Source organism: Paracoccus gahaiensis, assembly GCF_005048225.1.
GTDB classification, from domain to species: Bacteria; Pseudomonadota; Alphaproteobacteria; order Rhodobacterales; family Rhodobacteraceae; genus Paracoccus; species Paracoccus gahaiensis.
On sequence record NZ_SUNI01000001.1, the window covers coordinates 151,737 to 174,750 of the forward strand.

33 protein-coding genes and 1 tRNA gene are annotated in these 23,014 nt (G+C 64.8%); 5 read left to right on the forward strand and 29 right to left on the reverse strand.

Annotated elements, in window-relative coordinates:
* Nucleotides 1-20 precede the first annotated feature (20 nt).
* Together FA743_RS00710 and FA743_RS00715 are read left to right on the forward strand one after the other, a co-directional pair.
* Entirely contained in the window at nucleotides 21-332 is a 312-nt protein-coding gene (locus FA743_RS00710) for an ETC complex I subunit (RefSeq protein WP_136883970.1), read from the forward strand.
* A 185-nt stretch (nucleotides 333-517) separates the two neighbouring features.
* The gene (locus FA743_RS00715; RefSeq protein ID WP_136883971.1) at nucleotides 518-1,399 is read left to right on the forward strand and encodes a polyprenyl synthetase family protein; all 882 of its coding nucleotides are present in this window, start codon (nucleotides 518-520) and stop codon (nucleotides 1,397-1,399) included.
* Nucleotides 1,400-1,402: 3 nt separating this feature from the next.
* Here the strand turns inward: FA743_RS00715 and FA743_RS00720 are convergent, their stop codons facing one another.
* The 6 genes from FA743_RS00720 to fni are packed head-to-tail and all read right to left on the reverse strand — an operon-like array spanning nucleotide 1,403 to nucleotide 7,314.
* Complete coding sequence (locus FA743_RS00720; protein ID WP_136883972.1) at nucleotides 1,403-2,314, reverse strand: phytoene/squalene synthase family protein; 912 nt, start codon at nucleotides 2,312-2,314, stop codon at nucleotides 1,403-1,405.
* Nucleotides 2,311-3,804, reverse strand: a complete 1,494-nt coding sequence (locus FA743_RS00725; protein WP_136883973.1) for a phytoene desaturase — start codon at nucleotides 3,802-3,804, stop codon at nucleotides 2,311-2,313. The genes FA743_RS00720 and FA743_RS00725 overlap by 4 nt, the downstream gene beginning before the upstream one ends.
* Nucleotides 3,801-4,961 (reverse strand): lycopene beta-cyclase CrtY, encoded by a 1,161-nt coding sequence (crtY, locus tag FA743_RS00730; RefSeq protein ID WP_169308724.1) that lies wholly within the window; start codon nucleotides 4,959-4,961, stop codon nucleotides 3,801-3,803. Before crtY ends, FA743_RS00725 begins: the two co-directional genes overlap by 4 nt.
* The gene (locus FA743_RS00735) at nucleotides 4,958-5,461 is read right to left on the reverse strand and encodes a sterol desaturase family protein (protein ID WP_136883975.1); all 504 of its coding nucleotides are present in this window, start codon (nucleotides 5,459-5,461) and stop codon (nucleotides 4,958-4,960) included. The genes crtY and FA743_RS00735 overlap by 4 nt, the downstream gene beginning before the upstream one ends.
* Nucleotides 5,458-6,204 carry a fatty acid desaturase gene (locus FA743_RS00740; RefSeq protein WP_136883976.1) on the reverse strand — a complete coding sequence of 249 codons (747 nt, stop codon included), beginning with the start codon at nucleotides 6,202-6,204 and terminating at the stop codon, nucleotides 5,458-5,460. The genes FA743_RS00735 and FA743_RS00740 overlap by 4 nt, the downstream gene beginning before the upstream one ends.
* Nucleotides 6,205-6,234: 30 nt before the next feature.
* Nucleotides 6,235-7,314 (reverse strand): type 2 isopentenyl-diphosphate Delta-isomerase, encoded by a 1,080-nt coding sequence (gene fni / locus FA743_RS00745; RefSeq protein WP_136883977.1) that lies wholly within the window; start codon nucleotides 7,312-7,314, stop codon nucleotides 6,235-6,237.
* A gap of 238 nt (nucleotides 7,315-7,552) precedes the next feature.
* Here fni and FA743_RS00750 point away from each other — a divergent pair.
* Nucleotides 7,553-7,642: transfer RNA gene (locus FA743_RS00750), tRNA-Ser, on the forward strand.
* A gap of 113 nt (nucleotides 7,643-7,755) precedes the next feature.
* Here the strand turns inward: FA743_RS00750 and FA743_RS00755 are convergent.
* A complete protein-coding gene (locus FA743_RS00755; RefSeq protein ID WP_136883978.1) occupies nucleotides 7,756-7,992 on the reverse strand; it encodes a hypothetical protein in 237 nt (78 codons plus the stop codon).
* Complete coding sequence (locus FA743_RS00760) at nucleotides 7,989-8,261, reverse strand: hypothetical protein (RefSeq protein WP_136883979.1); 273 nt, start codon at nucleotides 8,259-8,261, stop codon at nucleotides 7,989-7,991. Before FA743_RS00760 ends, FA743_RS00755 begins: the two co-directional genes overlap by 4 nt.
* 295 nt (nucleotides 8,262-8,556) lie before the next feature.
* Here FA743_RS00760 and FA743_RS00765 point away from each other — a divergent pair, with 295 nt between their 5' ends.
* Nucleotides 8,557-8,781, forward strand: a complete 225-nt coding sequence (locus FA743_RS00765) for an ECs_2282 family putative zinc-binding protein (protein WP_136883980.1) — start codon at nucleotides 8,557-8,559, stop codon at nucleotides 8,779-8,781.
* A 33-nt stretch (nucleotides 8,782-8,814) separates the two neighbouring features.
* Here the strand turns inward: FA743_RS00765 and FA743_RS00770 are convergent, their stop codons facing one another.
* From FA743_RS00770 to FA743_RS00845, 17 genes are read right to left on the reverse strand one after another with little or no spacing between them, the layout of a single operon-like run.
* On the reverse strand, nucleotides 8,815-9,174 hold the full coding sequence (locus tag FA743_RS00770) for a phage tail assembly chaperone (RefSeq protein ID WP_136883981.1): 360 nt from the start codon (nucleotides 9,172-9,174) through the stop codon (nucleotides 8,815-8,817).
* Complete coding sequence (locus FA743_RS00775; RefSeq protein WP_136883982.1) at nucleotides 9,174-11,705, reverse strand: hypothetical protein; 2,532 nt, start codon at nucleotides 11,703-11,705, stop codon at nucleotides 9,174-9,176. The genes FA743_RS00770 and FA743_RS00775 overlap by 1 nt, the downstream gene beginning before the upstream one ends.
* Nucleotides 11,706-11,714: 9 nt before the next feature.
* Nucleotides 11,715-12,239 carry a terminase TerL endonuclease subunit gene (locus tag FA743_RS20760; protein ID WP_281281751.1) on the reverse strand — a complete coding sequence of 175 codons (525 nt, stop codon included), beginning with the start codon at nucleotides 12,237-12,239 and terminating at the stop codon, nucleotides 11,715-11,717.
* Nucleotides 12,236-13,372, reverse strand: coding sequence for a terminase large subunit domain-containing protein (locus tag FA743_RS00780; RefSeq protein WP_281281752.1), 1,137 nt, complete (start codon nucleotides 13,370-13,372; stop codon nucleotides 12,236-12,238). Before FA743_RS00780 ends, FA743_RS20760 begins: the two co-directional genes overlap by 4 nt.
* A gap of 4 nt (nucleotides 13,373-13,376) precedes the next feature.
* Entirely contained in the window at nucleotides 13,377-13,766 is a 390-nt protein-coding gene (locus FA743_RS00785; protein ID WP_136883983.1) for a phage terminase small subunit P27 family, read from the reverse strand.
* On the reverse strand, nucleotides 13,763-14,080 hold the full coding sequence (locus FA743_RS00790; RefSeq protein ID WP_136883984.1) for a phage head closure protein: 318 nt from the start codon (nucleotides 14,078-14,080) through the stop codon (nucleotides 13,763-13,765). Before FA743_RS00790 ends, FA743_RS00785 begins: the two co-directional genes overlap by 4 nt.
* Nucleotides 14,077-14,487 (reverse strand): DUF3168 domain-containing protein, encoded by a 411-nt coding sequence (locus tag FA743_RS00795; protein ID WP_136883985.1) that lies wholly within the window; start codon nucleotides 14,485-14,487, stop codon nucleotides 14,077-14,079. Before FA743_RS00795 ends, FA743_RS00790 begins: the two co-directional genes overlap by 4 nt.
* Nucleotides 14,487-14,897, reverse strand: a complete 411-nt coding sequence (locus tag FA743_RS00800) for an HK97-gp10 family putative phage morphogenesis protein (RefSeq protein WP_136883986.1) — start codon at nucleotides 14,895-14,897, stop codon at nucleotides 14,487-14,489. Before FA743_RS00800 ends, FA743_RS00795 begins: the two co-directional genes overlap by 1 nt.
* Complete coding sequence (locus FA743_RS00805; protein ID WP_136883987.1) at nucleotides 14,897-15,208, reverse strand: head-tail connector protein; 312 nt, start codon at nucleotides 15,206-15,208, stop codon at nucleotides 14,897-14,899. Before FA743_RS00805 ends, FA743_RS00800 begins: the two co-directional genes overlap by 1 nt.
* A 3-nt stretch (nucleotides 15,209-15,211) precedes the next feature.
* Complete coding sequence (locus tag FA743_RS00810; RefSeq protein WP_136883988.1) at nucleotides 15,212-15,655, reverse strand: hypothetical protein; 444 nt, start codon at nucleotides 15,653-15,655, stop codon at nucleotides 15,212-15,214.
* Nucleotides 15,655-16,137, reverse strand: coding sequence for a hypothetical protein (locus tag FA743_RS00815; RefSeq protein WP_136883989.1), 483 nt, complete (start codon nucleotides 16,135-16,137; stop codon nucleotides 15,655-15,657). The genes FA743_RS00810 and FA743_RS00815 overlap by 1 nt, the downstream gene beginning before the upstream one ends.
* A complete protein-coding gene (locus FA743_RS00820) occupies nucleotides 16,134-16,493 on the reverse strand; it encodes an HNH endonuclease (protein WP_136883990.1) in 360 nt (119 codons plus the stop codon). The genes FA743_RS00815 and FA743_RS00820 overlap by 4 nt, the downstream gene beginning before the upstream one ends.
* Nucleotides 16,493-16,873: a hypothetical protein gene (locus FA743_RS00825; RefSeq protein WP_136883991.1), complete on the reverse strand. Its 381-nt coding sequence runs from the start codon at nucleotides 16,871-16,873 to the stop codon at nucleotides 16,493-16,495. The genes FA743_RS00820 and FA743_RS00825 overlap by 1 nt, the downstream gene beginning before the upstream one ends.
* A 12-nt stretch (nucleotides 16,874-16,885) precedes the next feature.
* The gene (locus FA743_RS00830) at nucleotides 16,886-18,409 is read right to left on the reverse strand and encodes a phage major capsid protein (protein WP_136883992.1); all 1,524 of its coding nucleotides are present in this window, start codon (nucleotides 18,407-18,409) and stop codon (nucleotides 16,886-16,888) included.
* Nucleotides 18,406-18,798, reverse strand: coding sequence for a hypothetical protein (locus FA743_RS00835; RefSeq protein ID WP_136883993.1), 393 nt, complete (start codon nucleotides 18,796-18,798; stop codon nucleotides 18,406-18,408). The genes FA743_RS00830 and FA743_RS00835 overlap by 4 nt, the downstream gene beginning before the upstream one ends.
* A complete protein-coding gene (locus FA743_RS00840; RefSeq protein ID WP_136883994.1) occupies nucleotides 18,785-18,982 on the reverse strand; it encodes a hypothetical protein in 198 nt (65 codons plus the stop codon). Before FA743_RS00840 ends, FA743_RS00835 begins: the two co-directional genes overlap by 14 nt.
* Nucleotides 18,979-20,142, reverse strand: coding sequence for a phage portal protein (locus FA743_RS00845; RefSeq protein ID WP_136883995.1), 1,164 nt, complete (start codon nucleotides 20,140-20,142; stop codon nucleotides 18,979-18,981). The genes FA743_RS00840 and FA743_RS00845 overlap by 4 nt, the downstream gene beginning before the upstream one ends.
* Before the next feature lie 410 nt (nucleotides 20,143-20,552).
* Between FA743_RS00845 and FA743_RS00855 the strand changes: the two genes are divergently transcribed.
* Nucleotides 20,553-20,822 (forward strand): hypothetical protein, encoded by a 270-nt coding sequence (locus FA743_RS00855; RefSeq protein ID WP_136883997.1) that lies wholly within the window; start codon nucleotides 20,553-20,555, stop codon nucleotides 20,820-20,822.
* Nucleotides 20,823-20,833: 11 nt separating this feature from the next.
* Here the strand turns inward: FA743_RS00855 and FA743_RS00860 are convergent, their stop codons facing one another.
* The 4 genes from FA743_RS00860 to FA743_RS00875 are packed head-to-tail and all read right to left on the reverse strand — an operon-like array spanning nucleotide 20,834 to nucleotide 23,006.
* A complete protein-coding gene (locus tag FA743_RS00860; protein WP_136883998.1) occupies nucleotides 20,834-21,031 on the reverse strand; it encodes a YodC family protein in 198 nt (65 codons plus the stop codon).
* Complete coding sequence (locus tag FA743_RS00865; RefSeq protein ID WP_136883999.1) at nucleotides 21,024-21,323, reverse strand: hypothetical protein; 300 nt, start codon at nucleotides 21,321-21,323, stop codon at nucleotides 21,024-21,026. Before FA743_RS00865 ends, FA743_RS00860 begins: the two co-directional genes overlap by 8 nt.
* Nucleotides 21,320-22,648 (reverse strand): AAA family ATPase, encoded by a 1,329-nt coding sequence (locus FA743_RS00870; RefSeq protein WP_136884000.1) that lies wholly within the window; start codon nucleotides 22,646-22,648, stop codon nucleotides 21,320-21,322. Before FA743_RS00870 ends, FA743_RS00865 begins: the two co-directional genes overlap by 4 nt.
* A complete protein-coding gene (locus FA743_RS00875; RefSeq protein WP_136884001.1) occupies nucleotides 22,641-23,006 on the reverse strand; it encodes a hypothetical protein in 366 nt (121 codons plus the stop codon). The genes FA743_RS00870 and FA743_RS00875 overlap by 8 nt, the downstream gene beginning before the upstream one ends.
* Between the last annotated feature and the right edge of the window lie 8 nt (nucleotides 23,007-23,014).

The window sequence follows — 23,014 nt, forward strand, 5'->3', positions numbered from 1 at the left end:
CTTTTCCCGAAGGACATCCCATGATCGTGCGCATCTTTCAGCCCGCCCGCACCGCGATGCAGTCCGGCACCGCCAAGACCAAGGGATGGGTGCTGGAATTCCCCCCCTCCGATGCGCGCGAGATCGACCCGCTGATGGGCTGGACCAGCAGCGAGGACACGCAGAGCCAGGTCCGCCTGTGCTTCGACAGCCGCAAGCAGGCCGAGGATTACGCCCGCGACCACGGGTTGGACTTCGTCGTGCAGGAACCCCATCGCCGCGCCGCCAATGTCCGCCCGCGCGGCTATGGCGAAAATTTCGCCACCGACCGCCGCGCCCCCTGGACGCATTGAGCCCCGGCGCGGTCCCCGGACCTGCTGCGGGACAAAATGCCGCGCGCCACGGTCTGCCTGTCGAAAAGGCGTGCAATCGGCGGTGAACCGATCCACGATGGCCCCATGTTGACGGCGACGATCGGGGCTTTTGCCTTGGGGCGCTGCCTTCCCGCCCCGGTCGGAACCCAAGCGCGCAGGTACTGATGAGACGAGACGTCGACACCCTTCACCAGGATCTGCTGCAGACCCGGTTGCACGAGATCTCGCGCGGTTTCGATGCCGTGTCCGACCCGCTTGGCCGGGCGATGCGGGACGCGGTCCTGTCCTCGGGCAAGCGCTTCCGGGGGATGCTGCTGCTGCTGGCCGCCGATGCCTCGGGCGGGGTGGGCGAGACGATGATCGACGCCGCCTGCGCGATCGAGATGGTCCATGCCGCCTCGCTGATCTTCGACGACATGCCCTGCATGGACGATGCCACGCTGCGCCGAGGCCAGCCCGCCACCCATGTGGCCCATGGCGAAAGCCGGGCGTTGCTGGCCGGGATCGCCCTGATCACCGAGGCGATGGCGGTCCTGGCCACCGCGCGGGGCGCCGATGGCGCGACCCGGGCGCAGCTGGTGCGGATCCTGACGCGCGCGCTCGGGCCGCAGGGGCTGTGCGCGGGGCAGGACCTGGACCTGCATGCCGACAAGAGCGATGCGGGGATCGAGCGCGAGCAGGATCTGAAGACCGGCGTGCTGTTCGTGGCGGGCCTCGAGATGCTGGCCGTCGTCAAGGATTTCGACGCCGAGGACAAGGACCAGATGATCGCCTTCGGTCGCCAGCTGGGCCGGGTGTTCCAGTCCTATGACGATCTGCTGGACGTGATCGGCGACAGCAAGGCCTTGGGCAAGGAGCCCGGCCGCGATCAGGCCGCCCCGGGCCCCAAGCGCGGGCTGCTGGCGGTGGCCGATCTGCAGCAAGTCTCGCGCCATTATGCGGCCAGCCGGGCACAGCTGGATGCGATGCTGCGCAGCAAGCGGCTGCAGGCGCCCGAGATCGCGGCGCTGCTGGAACGCGTGCTGCCCTATCGCGCCAGCGCCTGAGGCTCAGCCCCGCGGCCGGGTCCACAGCCCGTCGCGCGAGACGGCGGGCCGCGACAGGCGCGAGCGGGCCACATCCCATCCTCCGGCGCTCAAGAGGCCCAGCTTGGTCAGCTTGGACGTGCTGATCCGCTGGCGATAGGCGGCAGGCCCGCCCCTGCGGATCCGGTGCCCGATGGCGCGATAGATGCGCAGCGCCGCCGCGATGGACCACGCGCAGCGCGGCGGCAGATGCGGCAGCCCCACCCGCGCCGAGGCGTAATAGCCGTCCGCCGCATCCAGCAGGCGCAGGATCACCGCGTAAAGCTGGGGCGAGGGCAGCGGGCCCTCGACGGTGGCCCCGGCCTCCTCCAGCCAGTCGCCGGGCAGGTAGCAGCGCCCGATGGCGGCATCGTCGATCACGTCGCGGGCGATGTTGGTCAGCTGGAAGGCCAGCCCCAGATCGCAGGCCCGGTCCAGCACCGCGTCGTTGCGCACGCCCATGACGCGCGCCATCATCACGCCCACCACGCCCGCGACGTGATAGGAATAGTCCAGCACGTCATCGAGGCTGCGATAATCGCGCGCCTCGACATCCATCGCGAAGCCCTCGATCAGGTCGAGCGGCCAGCGGTCGGGGAAATCATGCCGCCGCGCGACGGCCCGCAGCGCGGCGAAGGGCGGGGTCACCGGCCCGTCGCCATGCAGCGCCGCCAGCGTCATGGCGCGCAGATCCTCCAGCCGCGCCTGCGGGTCCTGCACCAGCTCGGGGCGGCTGCCCAGCTCCTGCCCGTCGATGACGTCATCGGCATGGCGGCACCAGGCGTATAGCATCACCGTATCCTCGCGGATGCCCGGCGGCATCAGCTTGGCGGCGGTGGCGAAGCTTTGAGAGCCCTGGGTGATGGCCGTCTGCGAGGTGGCGACCAGATCGCTCATGCCGCGCCCAGATCGGCCATGATCACCTGCGCGGTCGCCTTGGCGCTGCCCACCACGCCCGGGATGCCCGCGCCCGGATGGGTGCCCGCGCCCACCAGATAGAAATTGCGGATCGTCTTGTCGCGGTTGTGGGGCCGGAACCAGGCCGATTGCGTCAGGATCGGCTCGATGGAAAAGGCGCTGCCGTGATGGGCACCCAGCTCGCTGGCGAAATCGGCCGGAGAGAAGATGCGCTGCACGGTCAGGTTGGCGCGCAGGTTAGGGATCAGCCGTTCTTCAAGGCTTGCCAGGATGCGGTCGGCATAGCGCGGCCCCTCGACCGACCAATCGATCTCGGCGCGGCCCAGATGCGGCACCGGGGCCAGAACGTAATGCGTCGACATGCCCGGAGGCGCCATCTCCGGATCGGTCGTGCAGGGGGAATGCAGGTACAGCGAGAAATCCTCGGCCAGGTTCGGGCCCTTGAAGATCTCGTTCACCAGCTCCTTGTAGCGGGGGCCGAACAGGATGGTGTGGTGGGCCAGGTCCTTCGGCGCCTCGCGCAGGCCGAAATGCAGCACGAAGAGCGACATGGACCAGCGCTTGCGGTCCAGCGACTTGGCGCGGGACTGGCCACGCGGGGTATGGCCCAAGAGGTCGCGGTAATTGTGCATGACATCGCCATTGCTGGCGACCATGTCGGCCTGGACCTTGCGCCCATCGGCCAGCGTGACGCCGGTGGCGCGGCTGCCCGCGACCTCGATCCGGGCGACCTTGGCGTTCAGCATCACCTGACCGCCCAAGCGTTCGAACAGCGCGACCATGCCGTTGATCAGTTGATTGGTGCCGCCCTTGGCGAACCAGACGCCGCCGCGCCGTTCCAGCGCATGGATCAGCGCATAGATCGAGCTGGTCGAGAACGGATTCCCGCCGACCAGCAGCGTGTGATAGGAAAACGCCTGCCGCAGATGCGGGTCCTTGATGAAGGTCGAGACCTTGGCATGCACGGACTTGTAGGCCTCCAGCCGCATCAGCGCGGGCGCCGCGCGCAGCATCTGGCCCAGCTTCAGGAAGGGCACCGTTCCCAGCTTGACATAGCCCTCCTGATAGACCTCCTCGGCATAGTCGCGGAACCGGCGGTATCCCTCCAGATCGTCGGGATTGAAGCGCGCGATCTGGCTCTCCAGCTGGTCGGATTCGTTGACATAGTCGAAGACCTTCCCGCCCGGCCACATCAGCCGGTAGAAGGGTGACACCGGCATCAGGGTCACGTCGCGCGCCATGTCCTGGCCCGACAGCGCCCACAGCTCCTTGAGCGCATCGGGATCGGTGATGACGGTGGGGCCGGCATCGAAGACATGGCCCTGATCGTGCCAGACATAGGCCCGCCCGCCGGGCTTGTCGCGCGCCTCGACCAGCGTGGTGGCGAGGCCCGCCGATTGCAGGCGGATGGCCAAGGCCAGCCCGCCGAATCCGGCGCCGATGACGATGGCGGTCTTGGTCTGGGTCATGCGAATTCCTTGAGAAGCGGACGCTCGGGCAGGCAGCGGAAGGCCGTGCGCAGCGGAATGGGGGGCTTGCCGGTCACGATGCGCAACCGGTCGGCATTGGTCAGGGTGCTGGCATAGAACCGCTCGATCAGCCCCTCGGGCATGCGGTAGAAACGTTGCAGCAGGGTATAGCGCCGCTCGGGCGCGCAGCCCCGGAACAGCATGCGGTTCAACAGCCGCAGGAAGCGGTCCTGCCGCGCGCGGTCCAGCGCGAAATCGCGCAGGGCGGGGCGCAGGCGGTCGGTGGTCAGGGGGCCGGGCAGGGCGGCCACCATATCGGCCACCCGCGCGGCATAGGGCAGCGAATAGCCTGTGACCGGATGGAAGAACCCCGCCCTCAGCCCCACGGGCACCGCGCCCGAGGCGTGATCGTCCCAGAAGCCCTGCGCGTCATGGGCCAGCGCGATGGGCAGGATGCCGCGCTCGCGCCGCATCTCGGTGCCGGTCCAGCCCTTGTCCCGGGCGTAATCATGCGAGGCCTGCGCCAGGGCCGCGTCATCCAGATCGCCGCCATCGGAATAGCGCGTGTCCTCGATCAGGATGCGCGTGGGCGAGAAGGGCAAGAGGTAGATGAATCGATAGCCGTCCTGCTGCGGCACGGTCGCGTCCATGATCAGCGGGCGGGTGACGCCATGGGGGGCATCCGTCTCGATCTCGATGCCGACGAATTTCTGGAAGCCCACCGCCAGATGGTGCGAGGGTTCCGCGCCCCGCGCGTCGATCACGCAGGGCGCCTCGATCCGGGTGCCGTCCGTCAAAGTCGCGCCTGCCGCGTCCAGCGCGGCGATGTCGCTGGACCAACGTACCCGAGCGCCCGCCGCCTGCACCGCGGCCAGCAGCGCGGTATCTTCCAGCGAGCCATAGCCCGCCCGCATCCGCCGCGCATGTTCGGGAAAGCGGACCTGCTGGTCGGACCAGCTGGCACGTCGCAGGGGCCGCAGCCGGGTCAGCCAGTCGGACGACAGGTCGGTGTCGTGGCAGGACCAGGTATGCCGGTCCACCGGCCCCGCCGCGCGGTCCAGCAGCAGCACCTGCAGGTCGGGCCGGGCGGCGCGGACGGCCAGCGCGATCAGCCCGCCCGCAAGCCCGGCGCCCGCCACCACAAGATCAGGGGTCATGCAGCGGGTCCGCGATTGCGGGGCTGGGTCTCGGCGCGCAGCACGCCCGTGGATTTCAGGTCCTGCTTCAGCTTGTCGACCGGCGGCGCATAGATGAAGCCGAAGCTGACGCATTTGTCCCGCCCCTCGACCGCGTGATGCAGCCGGTGGGCCTGATACAGCCGCCGGGCATAGCCGCGCCGGGGCACATAGCGGAAGGGCCAGCGCTGATGGACCAGCCCGTCATGCAGCACGAAATAGATCAGCCCATAGACGGTCATGCCAAGCGCGATCCACCAGAGGACCGGCGCCCAGATCCAGCCCACGGTGAACAGGATCGTGGCGATCACCGCGAAGACCAGACCGTAGAGGTCGTTCTTCTCCAGCGCGTGGTCATGCTCCTCGTGATGGGACTTGTGCCAGCCCCAGCCCAGGGGGCCGTGCATGATCCAGCGGTGGACGGAATAGGCGGTCAGCTCCATCACCAGGACGGTCGCCACGACGATCAGGAAGTTGGTCATGGGCGGGGGCCTTTCATGTCTGTGACGGTCTTGCGGGTGCTGGGCAGGCGCCACCACGGCACCGTCGGATAGAGGTGATGCTCGTGGTGATAGCCGCCGAAATGGAAGCAGGTCAGCAGCGACAGCGGATCGCTGATGCGCGAGGACCGGGCATTGTGGCGGTCGGGGAAATGATCATGCCCCGGACGGTGCGGCAGCCAGGTGCCGAAGACGAACAACTGCATGGACGCCAGGATCGAGGGCAGGGGCCAGAACACCACATACATCCAGCGATCCCCCAGGATCAGCGCATAGGTGGTGACGATGACGGGCAGGATCAGCCCCTCGCGCCAGCCGAAATAGGTGCCGATGAAGCGGGCATACCAGCGGACCGGGCCACCATGGTCGAAATCCGGATCGTCGTCGGTGCCGGCATGGCGGTGATGGGCCATGTGCTTGACGATCATCTTGCGCCACGAGAACCCCGCATAAAGCCACAGGACCAGCGAGCCGATCGCCGCATTGGCGCGCGGGCGCCCCGGCACGACGGCGCCGTGCATGGCATCATGGGCGATGATGAACAGCCCCACCGACAGCCAGGTCAGGCCCATGAAGTTCAGCGCCGCGATCACCGGATGGGCGGCGGCGTCCAGGAACCACAGCGCATGGATGTGCAGCGCCAGCCAGGCCAGGATGATCCCGCCCGCCAGCATCAGGTTGGGGAGGGTCAGGTGGTCGGTCCTGTTCAGCGGTCGGTCGGTCATGCTGGATCCTCGGCCCGGTACGCGGGCAGGCTACGCCGATGGGTCGGGCTTTTCCATCCCTGCTGATTGCGACCAAAAGCCGCCAGGCGGGGACAGAAGCGGCGCCCGGCGCAGGGCCGCCAGATCGGCCGATCCGGTGCAGAACATTGCGATGCGCAGCTGCGCGATCACGTCGCCCAGATGCTGGACCAGCGCCTCGGCGCTGTCGCGGGCGGCGGGCAGGGCGCGCGCCGCCTGCCCGGCCAGATCCGCGCCAAGCCGGATCGCGCGCGCCACATCCAGCCCGTGCCGCACCCCGCCCGAGCCGATCAGCACCCCGCCCGGCCGCATCAGGGGCGCCACCCCCCGCAGCGCCGTCGTGGTGGGGATCCCCCAGTCATGGAAGGGCGCGGCCAGCGCCTGCAGCCGCTCCGGGCCCCGCTCGGCCTCGACCCGCGCCCAGCTGGTCCCGCCCGCGCCTGCGACGTCCAGGATGGTGACCCCGGCCTCGATCAGCCGCCGGGCGAGCGGGGCGGAGAGGCCCGCGCCGACCTCCTTGACGCCCAGGGGGACGGGCAGGGCCGTCGCCAGTGCCGCGATGCGCGCCAGAAGGCCCGAGAAGTCGCGGTCGCCGCCCTCCTGGATCGCCTCCTGCAGCGGGTTCAGGTGCAAAATCAGCGCGTCGGCGCCGATCATGTCCACCGCCCGCTGCGCCTCGTCCAGGCCGAAGCCATAGTTCAGCTGCACCGCACCGATATTGCCCAGGATCGGGATCTGCGGCGCGATCGCCCGCAGGCTGGCCCCCAGGCCCCCCGCGCCGCCCGCCTCGACCGCGATGCGCTGCGAGCCGACCGAGAGGGCCAGCCCCAGATGCGCGCAGGCCTCGGCGATGTGGCGGTTGATGCGCTCGGCCTCGTCCGGCCCCCCGGTCATGGCCGAGACCAGCAGCGGCGCCGCCATGTCCCGTCCCAGAAACCGCGTGCGGCAGTCGACGGCCGCCATGTCCAGCTCGGGCAGCGCCTGATGCAGGAAGCGCACCCGGTCGAAGCCGCTGTCCAGCCCCTGCTGTTCGCCACGCCCCTCGGCCACGATGCGCAGATGGTCCGACTTGCGGCGCGAGATCTCGGTCATGAGGGGCCATCCGGTTCTGGGGCAGGGCTGTCGTCCCGACCCTGTCCCGGTTCGGCCCGGGATGCCAGAGGGACGAACTGCCACATCCCCGATCCGCAGGCGGAATGGTCGCGCATGTCCTTGGCGCTTGGCTGAAAAGCACCGCCGGATCGGGATCCAGCGACGAAGCCCGGAGACCCCCCGGGATCATGGGAAAAACCCCTTGCCCCCCTTTCCCGATCTCCCTATAGGGGTCGGCGGAGATGTGGCCGAGTGGTCGAAGGCACGCCCCTGCTAAGGGCGCAGGCCCGAAAGGGTCTCGAGGGTTCGAATCCCTTCGTCTCCGCCAATTACCTTTGTAAGGCATTGTTTTCGCTCTACTTTATGGGCGTGCATTTATTTGTCCCCCCGCGCATCCCCCCAGCGAACGTAGGAAGATGCGGGAAGTTTTGGGAAGCTGGATCAGCCCGATGCGGCGTTCGGCTTGAGTTTCCATTCCACGGAATGCAATTCCTCCAGTTGCCGCGCGTCCTCTTTTATCGCTCGGATCAAGGCGAGGATGCCGTTGGCAAGTGGTTCGTTCTTGCAGAGGGCTGGATACTCGGTAGCGACCTCATACAGGATCTCCGCGAACCCCTGCATGCGCGCAATGTGCATATCGGTGGCGTTGTGGGCGTCATGCCAATCGGGTGTGTTCATTTCCGGCCCTCCACATAGTCGAAGATCTCGATATCATTGACCAAACGGCTGGCGCGGTCGATCAGGGTTTCGAACATAGCAGGCATCGAGTTGGACGCGGGCGACAGGTCGGTCTTGAGCGTTTCATGTAGCTCGGCCACGCCCTGCGCAAATGCGTGCAAGAACACCGCGTCACGGTGGATATCGTTCAGGGGACGGGCCTTGATGCCGGGGTGCAGGGAAGGACTTTGCCCAGACATGCCGGGGGTGTTATGGCAAGTATCAGCCATTGCTCGATCTCCTATAGGATCGGGTTTCGGTTAGGCCGCGCGTGGTGCTGTAACACCGTGCGTGGCTGCTTGCTTTGTTAGCAATTGTTTGATACATGCCGAGGAAGGGATCTGTCAACAGGAAAGTGCTAGCATTGTCAGTAGAACGCGAAACCCGCTCCGCGCCTCTTGGGCTGCGCATCCTGCCGTCAGTGAAGGCTGCGCTTGAAGCCGCTGCCCGCGAAGACAACAGATCAACTGCGTCGATGGCAGAGTTAATTCTTACAACCTACCTACGCGAAAAGGGGTTTCTCAAATGAACACTGATCTTGTCGACCTTCCGCTTAGCTGTTCATCTTGCGGGGCTGACCCGCTTCAAGTTGCGGTTTCTGATCCAGTCTCTGACGATAGCGATGCCACATGCGCAGACTGTGGCGCGCAGCTAGGACGATTTGGAGACCTTAAAGCGCAGGGGATGGATGCCCTCAAGGCTGCGGTTGAGAAAGCTGGAATAGAAGCATTCAAGGGCATCAAGTTCTGAAAGTGAAGTTATTGTGCCCGCACATTAAACGCATCACCCGCCCATAAGAGCGTCGAACAGCCCCGCCGATAGCGGCGTGCTGGACACCATAGGCGCGGCTGGCGTTCCCGATGCCTGCCCTGCCATCTGCTTCCCCGCGTGCCTCATCCACACATCGTCCAGCGCCATGATGATCTCGGCATGATGCGGGGGGATGGGGCGGCGGCTTACCTGCACATAGGCAGCCATTGCCTCCCAGGTGATCGGGTTCGGGCCGTGCTGGTGATAGGACCGCGCGCGGGACAGGTGCAGGAAGGCATCGAAGATATCCCCGCCCGCATCCGGCATCCGATACTTCTTGCCCTGCAGCATGGCTTCCAGCGTGGCGCACAGCATCTTCTCAAGGCGGGCCATCACCAGCGGTCCCTCGGGTTGCGAATTGATTTATGAACCATGTCGGGGATCCCCTTCCGGAACTGGTGAAGACCTCGCTGGACCCCACCAGCAACCCGCTGGTCCACGAAGGTTTGCAGGTTGCCGTTGTTATCGAAGCTGTTCGTCACGTGCACTTGCACGTCCACCGCCTGCTTACCGCCGCCACCCCCGGATGACACGCCCACAGCCCCGCCGTTGGCATAGCCCCTCAAGGCGCCTTGGTGGATGCTGTCGAGGTTGCGGACCCCGAGGCGCTGGACGGCTGCCGCGCTCATCACATACTCGCCACGGTGAACGATGCCTGCCGGGTCATACTTGCCACCTGCGCCGGTAAAGCCGCCCGCCGCATATCCGGGGTTCAGCAACCCACCAAGCAACCCACTTGCAGCCCCGATGCCGGGCAGCCCCATCAGGCCCTTCATCATCTGCGCCTTGGCGATCTCGGCCACCAGTTGCAGCATCGCATCCTTGGCGGACATGGACCCGTCGATGATCGATCCGAACATGTCTTCCAGCGCCTGCTTGCCGCGTTCGGACTGTTCCTGGATCTGCTTCATCTTTTCCGCCGCCGCTTCGGCCTCCAGCCCCGCTGTGACGTAGCTCTGGGCCAGTTGGTCGATCTCGGCTGTCAGTTCCGGGGTGATGGCCTTCCCGGCCTCCTGGGCGGCGTGTAGCAGCTCTGCGCGGGTGCGGGCGTATTCCAGGGCATCGCCATAGTCTTCGCCGCTTTGGGCCACCACGATCAAGGATGCGGCCTCAGCCTCAAGGGCCAGGGTGCGGTCGCGGATGGCCTCGGCCTCGCGCTGGTATTCGTCCAGCTTCTCCTTGCCCCCGGACGCGCCCTTGCCGCCCTTCGCACCGCCACCACCGCGACCTGCTCGCCCCGCTTCCCGGCGTGCGTCCTCTGCCGCCAAGGCTGCGCTGGCGAAGTCGGTGGCCTGCTGTTCGGTCAGGGATGCGCCGCTTTCACCTGCCCGTTCCCGGACGGACTCGATCTCGCGTTGCAGCCGCAGTTGCTCGGCGCTTGCGCTGTTGCGGGCCGTCTCTGACTGCGTGAAGCCCTCAGACGCGGCGCGCTGTGCCTCCAGGCTTTCGAGGCTGGCCGCCTCTGCCGCATGACGGTCGCGCATGGTCTGCCCGGCCTGCTGGTCAGGTGCCACGCCTGCCGCACGTGCCAGTGCCGCGCCCATGCTGTTTGCAAGGCTGATGATGCCGCCGATGACCCCGCCAAGGCGTTCCAGCTGGCTGATGACCCCGGAGAACTGCACCCGATCGCTGGCGTCGAGCTGGCTGAATGCGCTTGAGGCAGCGTCCTCGATCTCGCCAAGCTGCGCGGTGAAGTCCTCGCCCGACACTTCCCCCTCGCGGAAGGCTTCGACCAGCGTCTGCATTTCACTGTAGGCCGTGCGCAGGATGTCTGCGGCATCGTCATAGCCCAGGCTGTCCATCTTGCTGATGGCGTCGATCAGGGCCATGCCGGAGCGGTCGGCTTCCTCCGAGAGGGCCATGTATTGCTGGTTCAGGACGCCCAGGCTTTCGGCGTTCTCATCCACCATGTCGCGGTTCTGCGCGAGGCTGTCATAGAGTTCATCCCCCAAGATCGCCCGGCCCTGGTCCTCGCTGTCGAACAGATGGTCGAGGCGGTCGCGGAAGTCGGCCATTTCTGCCCCGGCAGCCACGACTTCGACCACCATGCGCTTGGCGAAGTTGCCTGCGGTGCTGGTGAGCTGGGCAAACTTCCGGTCGATCTCCTCGGCCTTGCGGATCAGCTCGTCATCCAGCACGGCGCCGGTTTCATGGGCGCGGTCGATGGTGGCCTGCAAGGCGCCTTCACCTTGGCCCAGCATCTGAATGAACTGCTCGCCACCCGTGCCGCCGAAGATCTCATCTGCAATGCGGATCTGCGCGGCCTTATCCAGCCCCTCAAGCCTGCCCATGATCTCCAGCATCAGGGCAGAGGGGTCTTTCAGCTTGGTCTTCAGGCTATCGGCACTAAGGCCCAAGCGGGTGAAGGCATCCGCCCCCGATCCCTTGCCGGTGGTGATGAACTCGTCTGCGCGCAGGGACAGTTCCTTGAAGCCGTCCACCAGGGCATCGACGCTGACCCGGTTCTGATCGGCCACGAACCTCCATTCCTGGAAGGACTGCGCCGACATGCCAGCCCGCTTCGCCTCGTCGCCAAGCTCGGCCATGCTGCGGACGGTGTTTGAGATGCTGCCGGTGACGCCTGCGAACAGGCCCACCGCTGCGCCGGCCACCAGCCCGCCCGCCATGGATGCGGCCAAGGTGCCGATGCGCCCCGTGGTCGAGGCGATGGCGCGGTTGATCGAGCCGGTCGAGCGGATCATGTCCGCTTCCATCTGCCGGGTTGCCGACCGGGAATTGCGGGACAAGCCCTGATAGGTCCTGGTGCCGCGCTGTTCGGCCTGCCGCATCCGGCGCTCGAACTCGGTCACGCGGGCTTCCAGCATTACCACCAGGCGCTCGTCGGCTCCCACTGCTACGTTCATCGTCGCCTCCTATGCGGTCCACATGTCTTCGGTGAACCATGTCTGATTGGTGGTCAGGCCGCCCTCGTTCGCCGCCGCGCGGGATACGGCCATTGCCGCTGCCACCGCGCCGTCGATCGACAGCCATTTCTTGGGCTTGGTGAACTTCACGACATGGCCGTGGTCGTTGCGCTTCACGACGACATTGGCGAAGCAATGACGCAGGACCGGATTGCCGCCGTGGAAGAACTCGCCACCCAGAAGGGCGCGCTCTAGCTCCATCGCTGCAGGCATCATCAGGGACGGCACCTGCCGGAAGTCCACGGCAGGAAGGCCCGCTTCAAGGATCTTGGGCTGCACCTGCCGGGCCATGTGCGGGTCGAAGGCGATTTCCTGGACGTTCAGCTCTTCGCAGAGTTCGATGATCTTGCTTTCAATCTCGGCATAATCGATCACCGACCCGACCGTGGCCGTGACCAACCCATCCTCAACCCACTGGCTGTAGGGTGCCCCGGACTGGCTCTCACGCTGCGCCACGCCGTCGTCGTCCATCATTCCGCCATCGTCCTTGCTGGTGACGGTGTCCTGAGGGCAGAAGAACCACGCATGACCGCGTAACCCTCGGCAACCCGCCAGCACCCCACGATCACCGACAGGTCCACGGTCGATGACAGATCGACAGCCAGCCAGCAGGGTTCGTTCTTGAGCGTATCGAAGTCATATTCTTTCGCGCCCTGGTCATAGATCTCCATGTCCACTAGCGGCTCGGTCGAGGCATCCAGCCAGATATTCAGCTTGAGCTGCTTGAAGGACTGCCGGTCGCCCACGCTGCGCTGTGACCGCTTGGCGTGGCGCCGGAAGCCCGCAAGGCTCGGATAGCCGTGCTGCAGGCCGGGATTGACGCGGTGCCACAGCTCCTCGTCCTGCCAGTCGTCGCGGCGGTCGGCCTCGAACAGGATGGGCAGGATCGAGTCATCCTCAACCTTTCCACGGGCGACGTTGCGCGCGTCCTCGAAGAAGTCAAAGGCCAGGGTGTCCTGACCCCGCCCGGCAGTCGAGGCCACGACCAGCAGGCTGTCATCGATCTTCTCGAGGCCGGTGGTCAGCGCCTCCCACAGGTCGCGGCCCTTCCAGATATGAATTTCATCTGCCAGCACGAAGGCAGGTGTGCGGCCATGCTGCGGCCCGCCATCGCCGGAGATGACCTCCAGGTATGAGGCGTCCTTGCGATAGAGCAGCTTCTTCGGGGCGTTGTGGGCGTCATAGATGCCCACCGCCGACACGATGCGCCTGTCTTCGCGGATGATGCCCACGGCCTCGCGAAAGCCGATACCGGCCTGCTTGCGATCCGCCGCGGCAAAGATGGCTTCACCGCCCGCCCGGCGCTCAGGGCCGATGGTGTGCAGCAGGGCCAGTGCCGCCGCCAGGGAGGTCTTGCGATTGCCCCGGGGCAGCAGCAGCGCGACGGTGTTGGTGATCCGCGTGCCGTCCTCATGCCGGGGGCCATAGATGCGGCGCACGATCCGCTCTTGCCAGGGGTCGAGCTGGAAAGCCCGGTTCGGCAGGATCGACTTGGGATGGCGCAGAGTGCGCAGGAAGGTCACCGCCCGCTCACCATAGCCGTAGGGGTCGGGGATCTCGGACCCGTCGTAGATCCATTCCGGGAAGGTCGAGGGTATGGCTTTCATGACCTTACCCCACGTCCAGAGGCGATGGGGTGCTGTCCTGGTCGCCATCCTCGCGGATCGCGGGGCGCGACCGGCTGACAGGCGTCAGGCCCATCTCTGCGGCCAGCTGACGGGCAGAGGCCATGGCTTGGCCCTGCACCCGGATCAGCTTCAGCATCATCTCAGGTTCGGGTTCGGTCTGGATCAGTTCTTCCATCTGCCGGACCCGTCCGATGCTGATGCAGTAGTTTCCCAAGCCGCCAAGATCCGCGTCGGTCAGGATGCGGCGTTCGGTCAGAACCGGCATCACCCGGTCCCATTCCTCGCGGGCGTGAACGTCCAGCCATTCGGGCGCTGCGATATTGTCGGCCAGAGCGTCATTATCTTCGCGCAGGTGGGGTTTGGTGCCCTTCATTCCGTCAGCCTCGTGCAGCGCAGGTCCAGACCCTTGCGGCGTCCGATGGGGGTCACCTGACTGATGTTGTAGGGCTGCCCGTGCCACAGCACCCGGTCAGCGTTGCTAATGCCGTCCAGATGCCGGATGCGGAACACCACGGCTTCCTCCTCACTGGCGCCAAAGCTGCGCATGAACTCTTCGGTGGTCTGGTCGATGCGCTCGGCCCGGACGCTGGCAAAGGGGCGCCAGGTGGTGGTCGGAGTGCCGTAGTCATTCACGGCATCGGTGCGATGCTCGATCTGAATGCTGTCGGTCAGCTTGCCGGACTTCATGGCAGGGCCTCCGCAATCAAGATTTCAAGTGTCACGACGCCGTGGGAATGTTCGCCGTCAGGGTCGCGCAGGTATCTTTGACCGGACACGCGCAGATCGGCGCAGTGCAGCCCCACAGGCAGCGTCAGGCGGCCAAGTTGCATTGCGGCAGCCACGGCGGCCCCGATGGCCTTGGACCGCTCTAGGGACGCCTCACGCGCCCAGATGTGCAGGGTGTGATAGATCCGGGTGTGCGCCCGGCGCAGGCTGGTGCCCTCATCCACGGACTGGCTTTCGCCCAGGATGATCGACGGCATTGGCGCGGGGCGCTGATTGGTGTCGAAGATATGCGCGGCAGGGACCAGCACCGTAATAACCCCGTAAGAAATTAGCCGGTCGCGGATGGCTTTTTGAACTGCCAGCTCCATCACTTGGCCTCCCGGATTGCTTTGCCCACGGCACGCTTAATGCGGTCGAGGGCGCGCTTTCGGCCAAAGCGGAAGCCCGGCCAGAAGAACGGCTGCGCCGCTGCCTTGCTGGTCCCGTGTTCCACAAGATGCGGATAGCGCACATCGGTATTGCCGACCGTGATGGCGGCAGCGTTCTCGGGCACCACTTGCGAGCCGCCGGGCTGCGAGTAAGCCGGGGTCGATTGGCCTGCGAGGGTGACAGCCACAGAGTTCTTCAGATCACCATCATCCTCAGGCGCCAGGCTCTCGATGATATCCGCGATCTCATAGGCACTGGCTGCCAATGCCGGTTGGACCGCTGCCCTTGCGGCGAGAGGGATCGCCGCCATGCGCTTCTGGAACTTGGACAGGCCGCCATCATCCGCCATCAGAAGGACCGATCCCGGTGTGCGTCGATGATCTCGGCCACGCCGAACGGCAGGGGGGCGCCACGCTCCATGACGGCTTCGCGGTTCTCGTACCACCACGCAGCCAGTTGCATGACGGCCTCGCGCAGATCCGGGGGCACAGCGTGGGCCACCTCGAATTGCGCGATCAGGCCATAGCCCAGCATCCGCTCGATCAGGCTTTGCGCTGCGTCCAGCTTGAGCTGGATCAACATGTCGTCGTCTTGCTGATCGCCAGTCAGGGCGAGGTGTTCCTTCATGTCGTCGAGGGTCACGATGGTTTCAATCGGCATGGGTCACCTCGTTATGTTCGTGACCGGGTGCAGATCGGCCTGCATCCGCATCACATTGTTGGCCGCGTCGAAGACTTCCCCGAAGCTCATCACCAGGGCGAACCATTGCCGATCGGTCACGCCATCCGGGAACAGCAGCCGGAACGGGAAGGCATCTCGGGACCGATACGCATTGAACAGCAACAGCTGGCCGGGGTCGGTCGGATCGAGGCCCATGACGATCTGCATCGTATCGGGACTGTGAACGCCCTTCATTGCCGTATAACCATCACCAAGGGGGTCGATGTGATTAGCCTCGTGCAGCTCATACCGCCCGCCCAAGGTGCCGAAGGCTTCCGTCTCTCCGATCTCAACCCATGCACCAGCAGGCACCGATACCGGGCCTGATGGCGACGAGGCGGGTTGATCCGCGATGAAGAAGCGGCTGCCAGCGACGGGGAACAGCATCAGACTTCAGCGTCAATCTTGACGATGTTGCTGTTGATCCAGAGCGAGGCGTTCAGCTTCATCACGCTGTTGGCGGTGTCATACTGTTCCGCCGCGCTGCCCACCTGGGCCACGAACATGCGCTCCGAAGGGGTGCCGCCCGGCAGGGCATCTGCCAGAACCACCCGGAAGGCGTAATCGCCCTTGGTGCGCTCGGCAGCGATCAGGGCGATCTGGCCGGGATCGGTGGCGTCGAGGCCGCAGACGATATCCATGGTGCCTGCGCTGCGGGTGCCCTTCAGGCGGCGGGTGCGGCCGGAATTGATGCCATCGAAGGTGACTTCCGAAGACGTGTCACCGGCAGAGCCCAGGCCCTCGGTTTCATCGATCTCGACCCACAGGGCGCTTTGGCCTACAAAGTCTGCCTCAACGAAGTCAGTGGATTTGGCAGCCAGGGGGCCGCCGATATAGAGGCGCGTGCCTGCGGTGGTGAAGATGGTCATGGCGAGGGTGTCCTAAGCTGGCGGCGCTCCAATCGTTGCTTGGCGCCTGAATGGCAGGGGGTGCAGAGCGACTGCCACCGGGACTTGTCCCAGAAGATGGTCTGATCGCCGCGATGGGGGGTCTTGTGATCGACCAGCGATGCCGGGGCACCGCAGGCCGTGCAGTAGGGATGCTGGCGCAGGAAGCGGGCGCGGGCCTTGTCCCATTCCCGATTGTAGCCACGCTGGCTGCTGTTGGGCCGGGTCTTGTCGAAACGGGCCTTGCGGGCCGCCGCGCGCTGGATCTGGCAAGGGCACTGTGCGCCCGAAGGCACCAGTTGACCACAAGAACAGATCCGGGGCGCGCGGACGGGCATCAGGCAGCCGGTCGGGTCAGCGGGACGAAGACTGCCGCAGCACCCGCGATGATGCTGGTGCCGCCGGCCTTGGTCAGCGACACGCGCACGTACCGCTTCCAGCCGCGATAGCCCAAGCGATAGGTGCTGTCGGCGGCCAGCGTGGCAGGGGCGTTGCTGTCGATCTGCGTGCCAGCCACAGCGGTCCAGCCCGAAGTGCCGGTGTCGCTTTCCTGAAGGGTCAGGGCATAGTCGCCCGACCCGGCGATGGCGCCGGTGTTGACCAGGAAGGCCACGCCGCCCTTGCCGTTCAGGTCGATGGCTTCGCCTTGGGCCGCTGCAGCCTGCACCGCTGGGGCGAGGGCAGAGACGGCATCGATGTTCGCATATATATCACGCATGGGTCATGCTCCTCAGGTGGTGGACATTCTCAGTTTGCGGAAGCGGGCCGGTTGCAGAACCGCACCGCCGACACGCCGGGTGGCGTGAATGCGGGTGATGCGCTCACGGGCGCGGCTGTAGGGATCGACCAGGATCGACATGCTCAGGCGGTCCACGATCCGATAGGCCTGGAAATCGCCGTAGATGATCGGGTTCTGGTTGGCTGCGATGTCCTCCAGATCCACCATCTCGATCACCGGGCGGCCCAGGATCGTCTCGGGCTGGCCCGCTTGCAGCGAGGTCTGCCAGATGTATTGGCCCTGCGTGTCCTTGAGGGTGCGCAGGATGCCCAGGGTGGTGCCGTTCATGGCCCATGCCCCGCGCGACCGGTAAGCCTGCGGCAGGTCATACATCAGCCGGATCAGGGCATCGGTGGACAGGTTGGCGGCGTGGCCGTTGGCAACCTCGGGAATGGCGGTGTTGACCATCACGCCCTCGGGCATCTTGACGCCCGTGCCCCACAGGAACGCCTCGGCCTCTTTTTTGCCGAAGTCCTCTGCCAGGGCGGCGCGCACTTCGGTTTCCGCGATGGGCGCGTCTTGCAGCAGGCGGTTGGAGATATCCACGAACGTCGCCAGTTCATGCACCTCGACCTCACGCTGGCCGAAGGTGATAGTGGATTCGTTATGCGGCTCCATCTCGCCCACCCATTGGGCGTTGGTGATATCGCCACGGGTCGGGAAGATCACGCTGTCGGCGCCGGTGTTGCGCACGCTCGCATAGCTGCGGATCGGGCTGTATTCGATCAGGTCGCGGATGACCTCGGAGGACATTTCCGGGGGGGCCAGGAACCCGCCCTGCGTGTCGCTGGTGACGTTCAGGGCCTTGCGGTCCTCTTCGGCCAGCTTGTCGCCGTGGCGCAGGTAGGACGCGAACGCCTTGCGCTCTGCCGTCAGCTCGTCCTTGGCCTCGGTCGTGCCCTGGTGCCGGTTGCTCTTGGCCTCCAGCTTATCCAGGCGCGCGACCAAAGCCGAGTTGTCGGCCTTCTGTTCGATGGCGGTCATCTTGGCTTCCAGTGCCGCGATGTCCGGGGTCTGCGTGTCGTCAGTCATGTCATAGTCCTTTGCAGAGGTGATGCGGGCGCCGGGGTGTGCGCCCACGGCCACCACGCTGATTTCCAGAAGATCGAGGGCAGAGATGGTGCGACCACCGCCGCGCCGGGGCGCCGCCTTGGTCGAGGCGAAGCCGATAGACAGGCCCGACAGGGCGCGTTCCCGGATCATCGCCCGGACCTCACGGGCGCGGGGCAGATCCTCGATCAGAAGTCGCCCCTTCACGTGCAGGCCGTCCGGGCGTTCTTCGATTGAGTCCCACACGCCAACGGTTTCCCGCTGCTCGTGGAAGGCCAGCATCGGGATCGGCGGCATGGCCTTGGCGAAGGCCCCCAACTCGATCAGGTCGCCCACGCGATCAGGGCTGCCGAAAGGCCACGCGATGCCCTCGATCACGCCCGCCTCGTCCACGGTGAAGTTGGCTTTGACTTCGATCTGGCTCATTGCACCGTCCCCCGGAATGCTGCGCGGTCGGCGGCGAAGCCATCCACCTGCACCTGCACCCATTGCGCCGCCTTAAGCAGCCGCAGGACGCTGGCGTGATTGTAGGGCACCGGCTGGCCGTCTTCGGTGATCGTCCAGCCCAGAACACAGCGGGCGAGGTTGTTAAGCCGTGCGCGCTCTCTGTCAGCGCCAGAGACACGTCCCTCGGCATCCATGGCCTCGGCCAGCTCGTCAGTGAATTGCAGCCGTGCGCGGGCTTGTGTGGCGCTGTCAGGGCCTGCGATGCGCAGGACGATGCCCGTGGGCTTTCCTGTCACCGGATCGGCCAGCTCGAAGTCGCGGCCACGGTCCTGATCCTGCGCGTCGGCCAGAATGTCATTCAACTGCATGGATCACCTCGACATCCGTGCCCTGATCCACGGTGATGACCGGAACGCCAGGGAATGCCTTCTCGACCTGGGTACGCACGTTGCTGGCGGGCCAGTTGGGGGCGAAGGGTGTCATCCGGATCACCACGGCCAGCGGTTTGCCCTGCGATGGGATTGCGTCAAAGGATGCGTTCTCGGTGCTCATGCTTGGGTATCTCCGCTCACGGGGGCCGTGGTGATGTTGGGGTTCAGGAATTGATCGCCGCCCACGCGCGGGGGCAGGCCAAGCCAGTTGCGGCCCTCGTTCGGGTTCAGGGTCTGGCTGGCGATCAGGGAATTGATGACGGTGGCGCGGGTCGCCAGATCGGCGCGGGTCAGGTCGTCACGGTCGAAGCGGACCACGTAGCGGCCCCGCTCGTCGTCGCTGAACAAGGCACGGTTCAGGGCGCCCTCCAGCCCGCGCAGCCACGGCTCCAGAGTGTAGGACAGAAACTCACGGCCCTTCTGTTCGCTGTTCGACCAGGTGGCGCGGCTCAGATCGCCCACCATCGGGGCGGGGATGTTGAAGGCTCGGGCAATTTCCTCGATCTGGAAACGGCGATTTTCGAGGAACTGGCTGTCGGTGCTGTTCAGGGTCAGGGCCTCGAACTCGGCTCCATCGTAAAGGATCGCGGTCTTGCCGCTGGTATCTTCGCCTTCATGAGCTTCGCGCCATGCTGCGCGAGACTTTTTCACGGCGTCCTCCCCCATGGTTTTCGGGAACTTCAGCAGGCCAGAAGGCTTTGCGCCGCGCGTGAACAGCCGGGCCGCGTGGCGGTCCAGAGCGACGGCAACGCCGATGGCGTCACGGGCGAGGTTCAGGGGAGACCGATAGAGCGGCGGCATCAGGTGGATCACGTCACGCGCCGGGATGGGATTGTTGCCGAGACGGTATGTGCGCTCCAGAGTGTCGGTATCGGCGTCGAAGGTCATGACGCCCTGGCGGTAGCTGATGATCTCCACCGGCCTGCCGTTCACCCGGTTGACCCACGCCATGCCCCCGGCATCGGACACCAGAGCATCGACCATGATCTGGCGGATCAGTTCAAAGCCTGATGTCCAATCGTTGGCGTCGCCACGCAGCAGGGTCAGCACGGGATGATCGGTCACGTTGATCTCTGTGCCGCCCTCGTGGAACTTCACATGCACGTCCAGCGATGCCACGGCTTCGGAGATGAGCTGGATCGCATTGGCAACCACGGGCACCTTCAGGGCCTCAAGGACGCTGATAGAGATGCCGCTGGCGGTCGGGGTAATGCCGAGGATCGCCTCAAGCGCCGGATCGGGCGAGGCGAGGGACTTGCGAGAGAAGGGCCAAAGTTTCATGGCCCCACAATACGGGGGCCAGGGTCAAAGCGGCAGTTGGCAAAACCTATATAAGCCTAGCAAATCGTTGGCTTAATCTGTGGGCTTCGACCTTAGCCAGCTTCGCAGTTCGCTCTGGAATGCGCAATAGCTGGTCGTGCCGGGTGGCCGATAAATCGGCACATCAGGCAGCCGCGCCCAGCGCCTCGCCGTGTCCACGCTCACGCCGAGAAAGGCCGCGATCTGAGGCAGTCCCCACAACTTGCCCTTTACAGGCGCCTCCAGCAAAGCGTCGAGGCGCCAGCGGTCAATCGGCGGGGCGTCGTGCAACGGTTCTTCAGTCATCCCAAAATCTCCAATTCGGTCATATCTTGCACGCGCCCCCACGCGCCGGTCCCCGCTAATGGGGCAAAGTTAGCGACCACCCCCCCGTGTTCGATATCAGCTGTTGCCAAATCAACTTGCGCGGCGCAGCTTGGCTGACCGGACATTTCCAGCATGAGGCGCCAATGTTTATTGAACTGATGGACCACGCGGATGAATGCCCCACCATTGTGAACACCAAGTACATCGTGCGACTGGCCAGCATGGACGGCGATCAGACTGCCATCTATCTCAGTGATGGTAACTCGATCACGGTTGATGAGAGCTATGCGATCGTTAAAGACAAGCTCCGAGAGATAAATGTTCTGACCGCCTGAAGCTGCGTTACTCATCCGATGAACCCAATCGAGCTGCTGCCATCATCCAGCTTGAGGGCTACGGCATAGAACTCGCCGCGCTGCACCTCTGACCCTGCGAACCATGCGCAGCTACAGATCGGCAGGTGTTCATCGACATGGACCACCGTCATCTTCGGCCCGCTGCTCTTGAGGCGCACCACGTCGCCTGCCTTGATGGGATCACTCATCGCTCATCTCCCGACCAGTAAACGCACCATAGATCACAGCAGCCCTGCGAGTGACCGCACGTGCCAACACAGGGTCAGTGATGTTTGCGCTTGCTTTGTGTCCCCCTGGTGTCTTTCCAGTGGGGCCATAGGCGGCAACGATACCCTCAGCCTTCTCGATCAGAACGCAACCGGTCACAGCCGTGATGGGCATGTTGAGGTTGAACGATGCCAGCAATCGATTGCCGCGTGTGTTTGGCTGTCCATCGATGACGGTCAGCTTGGAGATGGTGAAGTCGGGTATGCCCGTCATGATTCATTCCTTTGCCAATAGGCCGAATTGGGGTCATCAAATTCCGCAGCATCATTACTGCCACGGACAGGCGCCACGGACGGACAAACGGACACCCTTATAGGGGGGTGTCCGTGTCCGTCCGGATCTGTCGCGGACAAGTCCGAGGCTGTCCGTGACTTGTCCGCTTTGTCCGTTACCCAGACATAGTTGTCGAAAATGCGTATCCGGTTCTTGTCCATGAGCGCATCACGGTGGCGCCGGAACGTCCGGGCCTTGGTATCGGCATTATCACTGTCCGTAAGGCCGACGCGGTCGCAGCAGGCCTGCCATTCGGTCAGTTCGACCACGGGTACATTGGGCAGCTCGGAGGATCTGATGATCCGGCCCTTATCACGGAGTGCGTCATGCAGCGCGGTCAGCGCCACTTGGACACGTCCGGACACACGTTCGCGCTTGTCCGTCCTTTGAATGTCCGCCTGTTCGACAACGGCGCTTGTCACCTTGTCGCCGTCATCATCCGTGCCCAGGAAAACCGACTTGAGGCGATAAGCAAAGACACCCTCGCAGGGCATATCCCGCTGTTTGCGTGCCTCGGCCATCACGACGTCATCAGATCGGGTCAACTCGATCTCGCTGTCTGCCGCCGCCCGTAGGCTGCCAGAGCCGCGTGCACCCTTGCTTGCGTCCTTGCCGCTGTGATGGACGACCATGACGTGCGCGTTGGTAACTTCGCGCAGCATGTCGATGTTGCGGACGAACAGACCCATATCTTTAGCCGTGTTTTCGTCGCCGTTGCCCATGGTGCGCGCCAAGGTGTCGATTACGATCAGCGATGGCATGGCGGAAAAGCCCTCGCGGATGGCGTCGATCAAGTAATCCGCGTCGTTTGATGTGCAGAGGTCCAGCGGCGCTGCAAGAAGGCTGAAATTACCTGCATCCTCGATCCGCTTCATCAGATTGGGATATTCACGACGCATGGCCTCAATGCGGTTGTTGATACCGCTGCCGCCCTCTGCCGCTACGTACAAAACCGGACCTGCGTATTTGGCGCCTGCTGGAACTCGGTGCCCATGCCAATTTTCACCAGCAGCGACATGCAGGCCAAGGTCCATCGCGAAGAACGTCTTACCCACGTTGGACTCGCCATATATTACGCTGAAAGCTCCACGATCCAGCCATCCCTTGACCAGATAACGCGATCGAAGTGCTGGAAGGACGCGCTTCAATGGTCGGATGGCGACGGCAATATCGCTTGCTCGACCGACTAAATCAGAGGGATGCGCATTGGCTCTAGCCGTGCGATGTGCCGCATCTAGTCGCCCCAGTTCTGCAAACTCATTCATGCGCGCGCCCTGGCCGGACGTGATTTAGGAACGCCTCCTGATCCTGGAGCGAAAGCCGATTAAAGCAGGCAAGACCATAGGCCTTACACTCGGACCGGCTCGCCCGGTCAGCCCAGAACGTCGCCTGCTCCATGATGCTGCCCATGAGCACCATCGGGAAGCCTGCCCGCAAAAATTCATGGGCGTCTTCAAGTAGATCGAGGCGATCTTCAGGATCGCAATCAACCAGGGCTTCGCTGAAATCCCTTGCCGAAAGCACTCGGTTCAGGGTATTATCACTGCAATCCCGCCCGGATTGCATATCGACCTCGGATGCGCTTGCCAGCGCTCCGGGGTCATTCCATGTCTGATCGTTCATGATTGGAC

Coding starts and splice junctions, on each gene's coding strand:
- FA743_RS00835 (WP_136883993.1), bottom strand. CDS start 18,798: ATGCAGTTGAATGACATTCTGGCCGACGCGCAGGATCAGGACCGTGGC.
- FA743_RS00820 (WP_136883990.1), bottom strand. CDS start 16,493: ATGCCCGTCCGCGCGCCCCGGATCTGTTCTTGTGGTCAACTGGTGCCT.
- FA743_RS00780 (WP_281281752.1), bottom strand. CDS start 13,372: ATGAAAGCCATACCCTCGACCTTCCCGGAATGGATCTACGACGGGTCC.
- FA743_RS00870 (WP_136884000.1), bottom strand. CDS start 22,648: ATGAATGAGTTTGCAGAACTGGGGCGACTAGATGCGGCACATCGCACG.
- FA743_RS00760 (WP_136883979.1), bottom strand. CDS start 8,261: ATGGCTGATACTTGCCATAACACCCCCGGCATGTCTGGGCAAAGTCCT.
- FA743_RS00840 (WP_136883994.1), bottom strand. CDS start 18,982: ATGAGCACCGAGAACGCATCCTTTGACGCAATCCCATCGCAGGGCAAA.
- FA743_RS00795 (WP_136883985.1), bottom strand. CDS start 14,487: ATGGAGCTGGCAGTTCAAAAAGCCATCCGCGACCGGCTAATTTCTTAC.
- FA743_RS00805 (WP_136883987.1), bottom strand. CDS start 15,208: ATGCCGATTGAAACCATCGTGACCCTCGACGACATGAAGGAACACCTC.
- FA743_RS00830 (WP_136883992.1), bottom strand. CDS start 18,409: ATGAGCCAGATCGAAGTCAAAGCCAACTTCACCGTGGACGAGGCGGGC.
- FA743_RS00815 (WP_136883989.1), bottom strand. CDS start 16,137: ATGACCATCTTCACCACCGCAGGCACGCGCCTCTATATCGGCGGCCCC.
- FA743_RS00765 (WP_136883980.1), top strand. CDS start 8,557: ATGAACACTGATCTTGTCGACCTTCCGCTTAGCTGTTCATCTTGCGGG.
- FA743_RS00710 (WP_136883970.1), top strand. CDS start 21: ATGATCGTGCGCATCTTTCAGCCCGCCCGCACCGCGATGCAGTCCGGC.
- FA743_RS00720 (WP_136883972.1), bottom strand. CDS start 2,314: ATGAGCGATCTGGTCGCCACCTCGCAGACGGCCATCACCCAGGGCTCT.
- FA743_RS00875 (WP_136884001.1), bottom strand. CDS start 23,006: ATGAACGATCAGACATGGAATGACCCCGGAGCGCTGGCAAGCGCATCC.
- FA743_RS00845 (WP_136883995.1), bottom strand. CDS start 20,142: ATGAAACTTTGGCCCTTCTCTCGCAAGTCCCTCGCCTCGCCCGATCCG.
- FA743_RS00755 (WP_136883978.1), bottom strand. CDS start 7,992: ATGAACACACCCGATTGGCATGACGCCCACAACGCCACCGATATGCAC.
- FA743_RS00865 (WP_136883999.1), bottom strand. CDS start 21,323: ATGACGGGCATACCCGACTTCACCATCTCCAAGCTGACCGTCATCGAT.
- FA743_RS00800 (WP_136883986.1), bottom strand. CDS start 14,897: ATGGCGGATGATGGCGGCCTGTCCAAGTTCCAGAAGCGCATGGCGGCG.
- FA743_RS00790 (WP_136883984.1), bottom strand. CDS start 14,080: ATGAAGTCCGGCAAGCTGACCGACAGCATTCAGATCGAGCATCGCACC.
- FA743_RS00775 (WP_136883982.1), bottom strand. CDS start 11,705: ATGAACGTAGCAGTGGGAGCCGACGAGCGCCTGGTGGTAATGCTGGAA.
- FA743_RS00770 (WP_136883981.1), bottom strand. CDS start 9,174: ATGGCCCGCCTTGAGAAGATGCTGTGCGCCACGCTGGAAGCCATGCTG.
- FA743_RS00825 (WP_136883991.1), bottom strand. CDS start 16,873: ATGCGTGATATATATGCGAACATCGATGCCGTCTCTGCCCTCGCCCCA.
- FA743_RS20760 (WP_281281751.1), bottom strand. CDS start 12,239: ATGATGGACGACGACGGCGTGGCGCAGCGTGAGAGCCAGTCCGGGGCA.
- crtY (WP_169308724.1), bottom strand. CDS start 4,961: ATGACCCCTGATCTTGTGGTGGCGGGCGCCGGGCTTGCGGGCGGGCTG.
- FA743_RS00810 (WP_136883988.1), bottom strand. CDS start 15,655: ATGCTGTTCCCCGTCGCTGGCAGCCGCTTCTTCATCGCGGATCAACCC.
- fni (WP_136883977.1), bottom strand. CDS start 7,314: ATGACCGAGATCTCGCGCCGCAAGTCGGACCATCTGCGCATCGTGGCC.
- FA743_RS00735 (WP_136883975.1), bottom strand. CDS start 5,461: ATGACCAACTTCCTGATCGTCGTGGCGACCGTCCTGGTGATGGAGCTG.
- FA743_RS00860 (WP_136883998.1), bottom strand. CDS start 21,031: ATGAGTGATCCCATCAAGGCAGGCGACGTGGTGCGCCTCAAGAGCAGC.
- FA743_RS00785 (WP_136883983.1), bottom strand. CDS start 13,766: ATGAAGGGCACCAAACCCCACCTGCGCGAAGATAATGACGCTCTGGCC.
- FA743_RS00715 (WP_136883971.1), top strand. CDS start 518: ATGAGACGAGACGTCGACACCCTTCACCAGGATCTGCTGCAGACCCGG.
- FA743_RS00740 (WP_136883976.1), bottom strand. CDS start 6,204: ATGACCGACCGACCGCTGAACAGGACCGACCACCTGACCCTCCCCAAC.
- FA743_RS00725 (WP_136883973.1), bottom strand. CDS start 3,804: ATGACCCAGACCAAGACCGCCATCGTCATCGGCGCCGGATTCGGCGGG.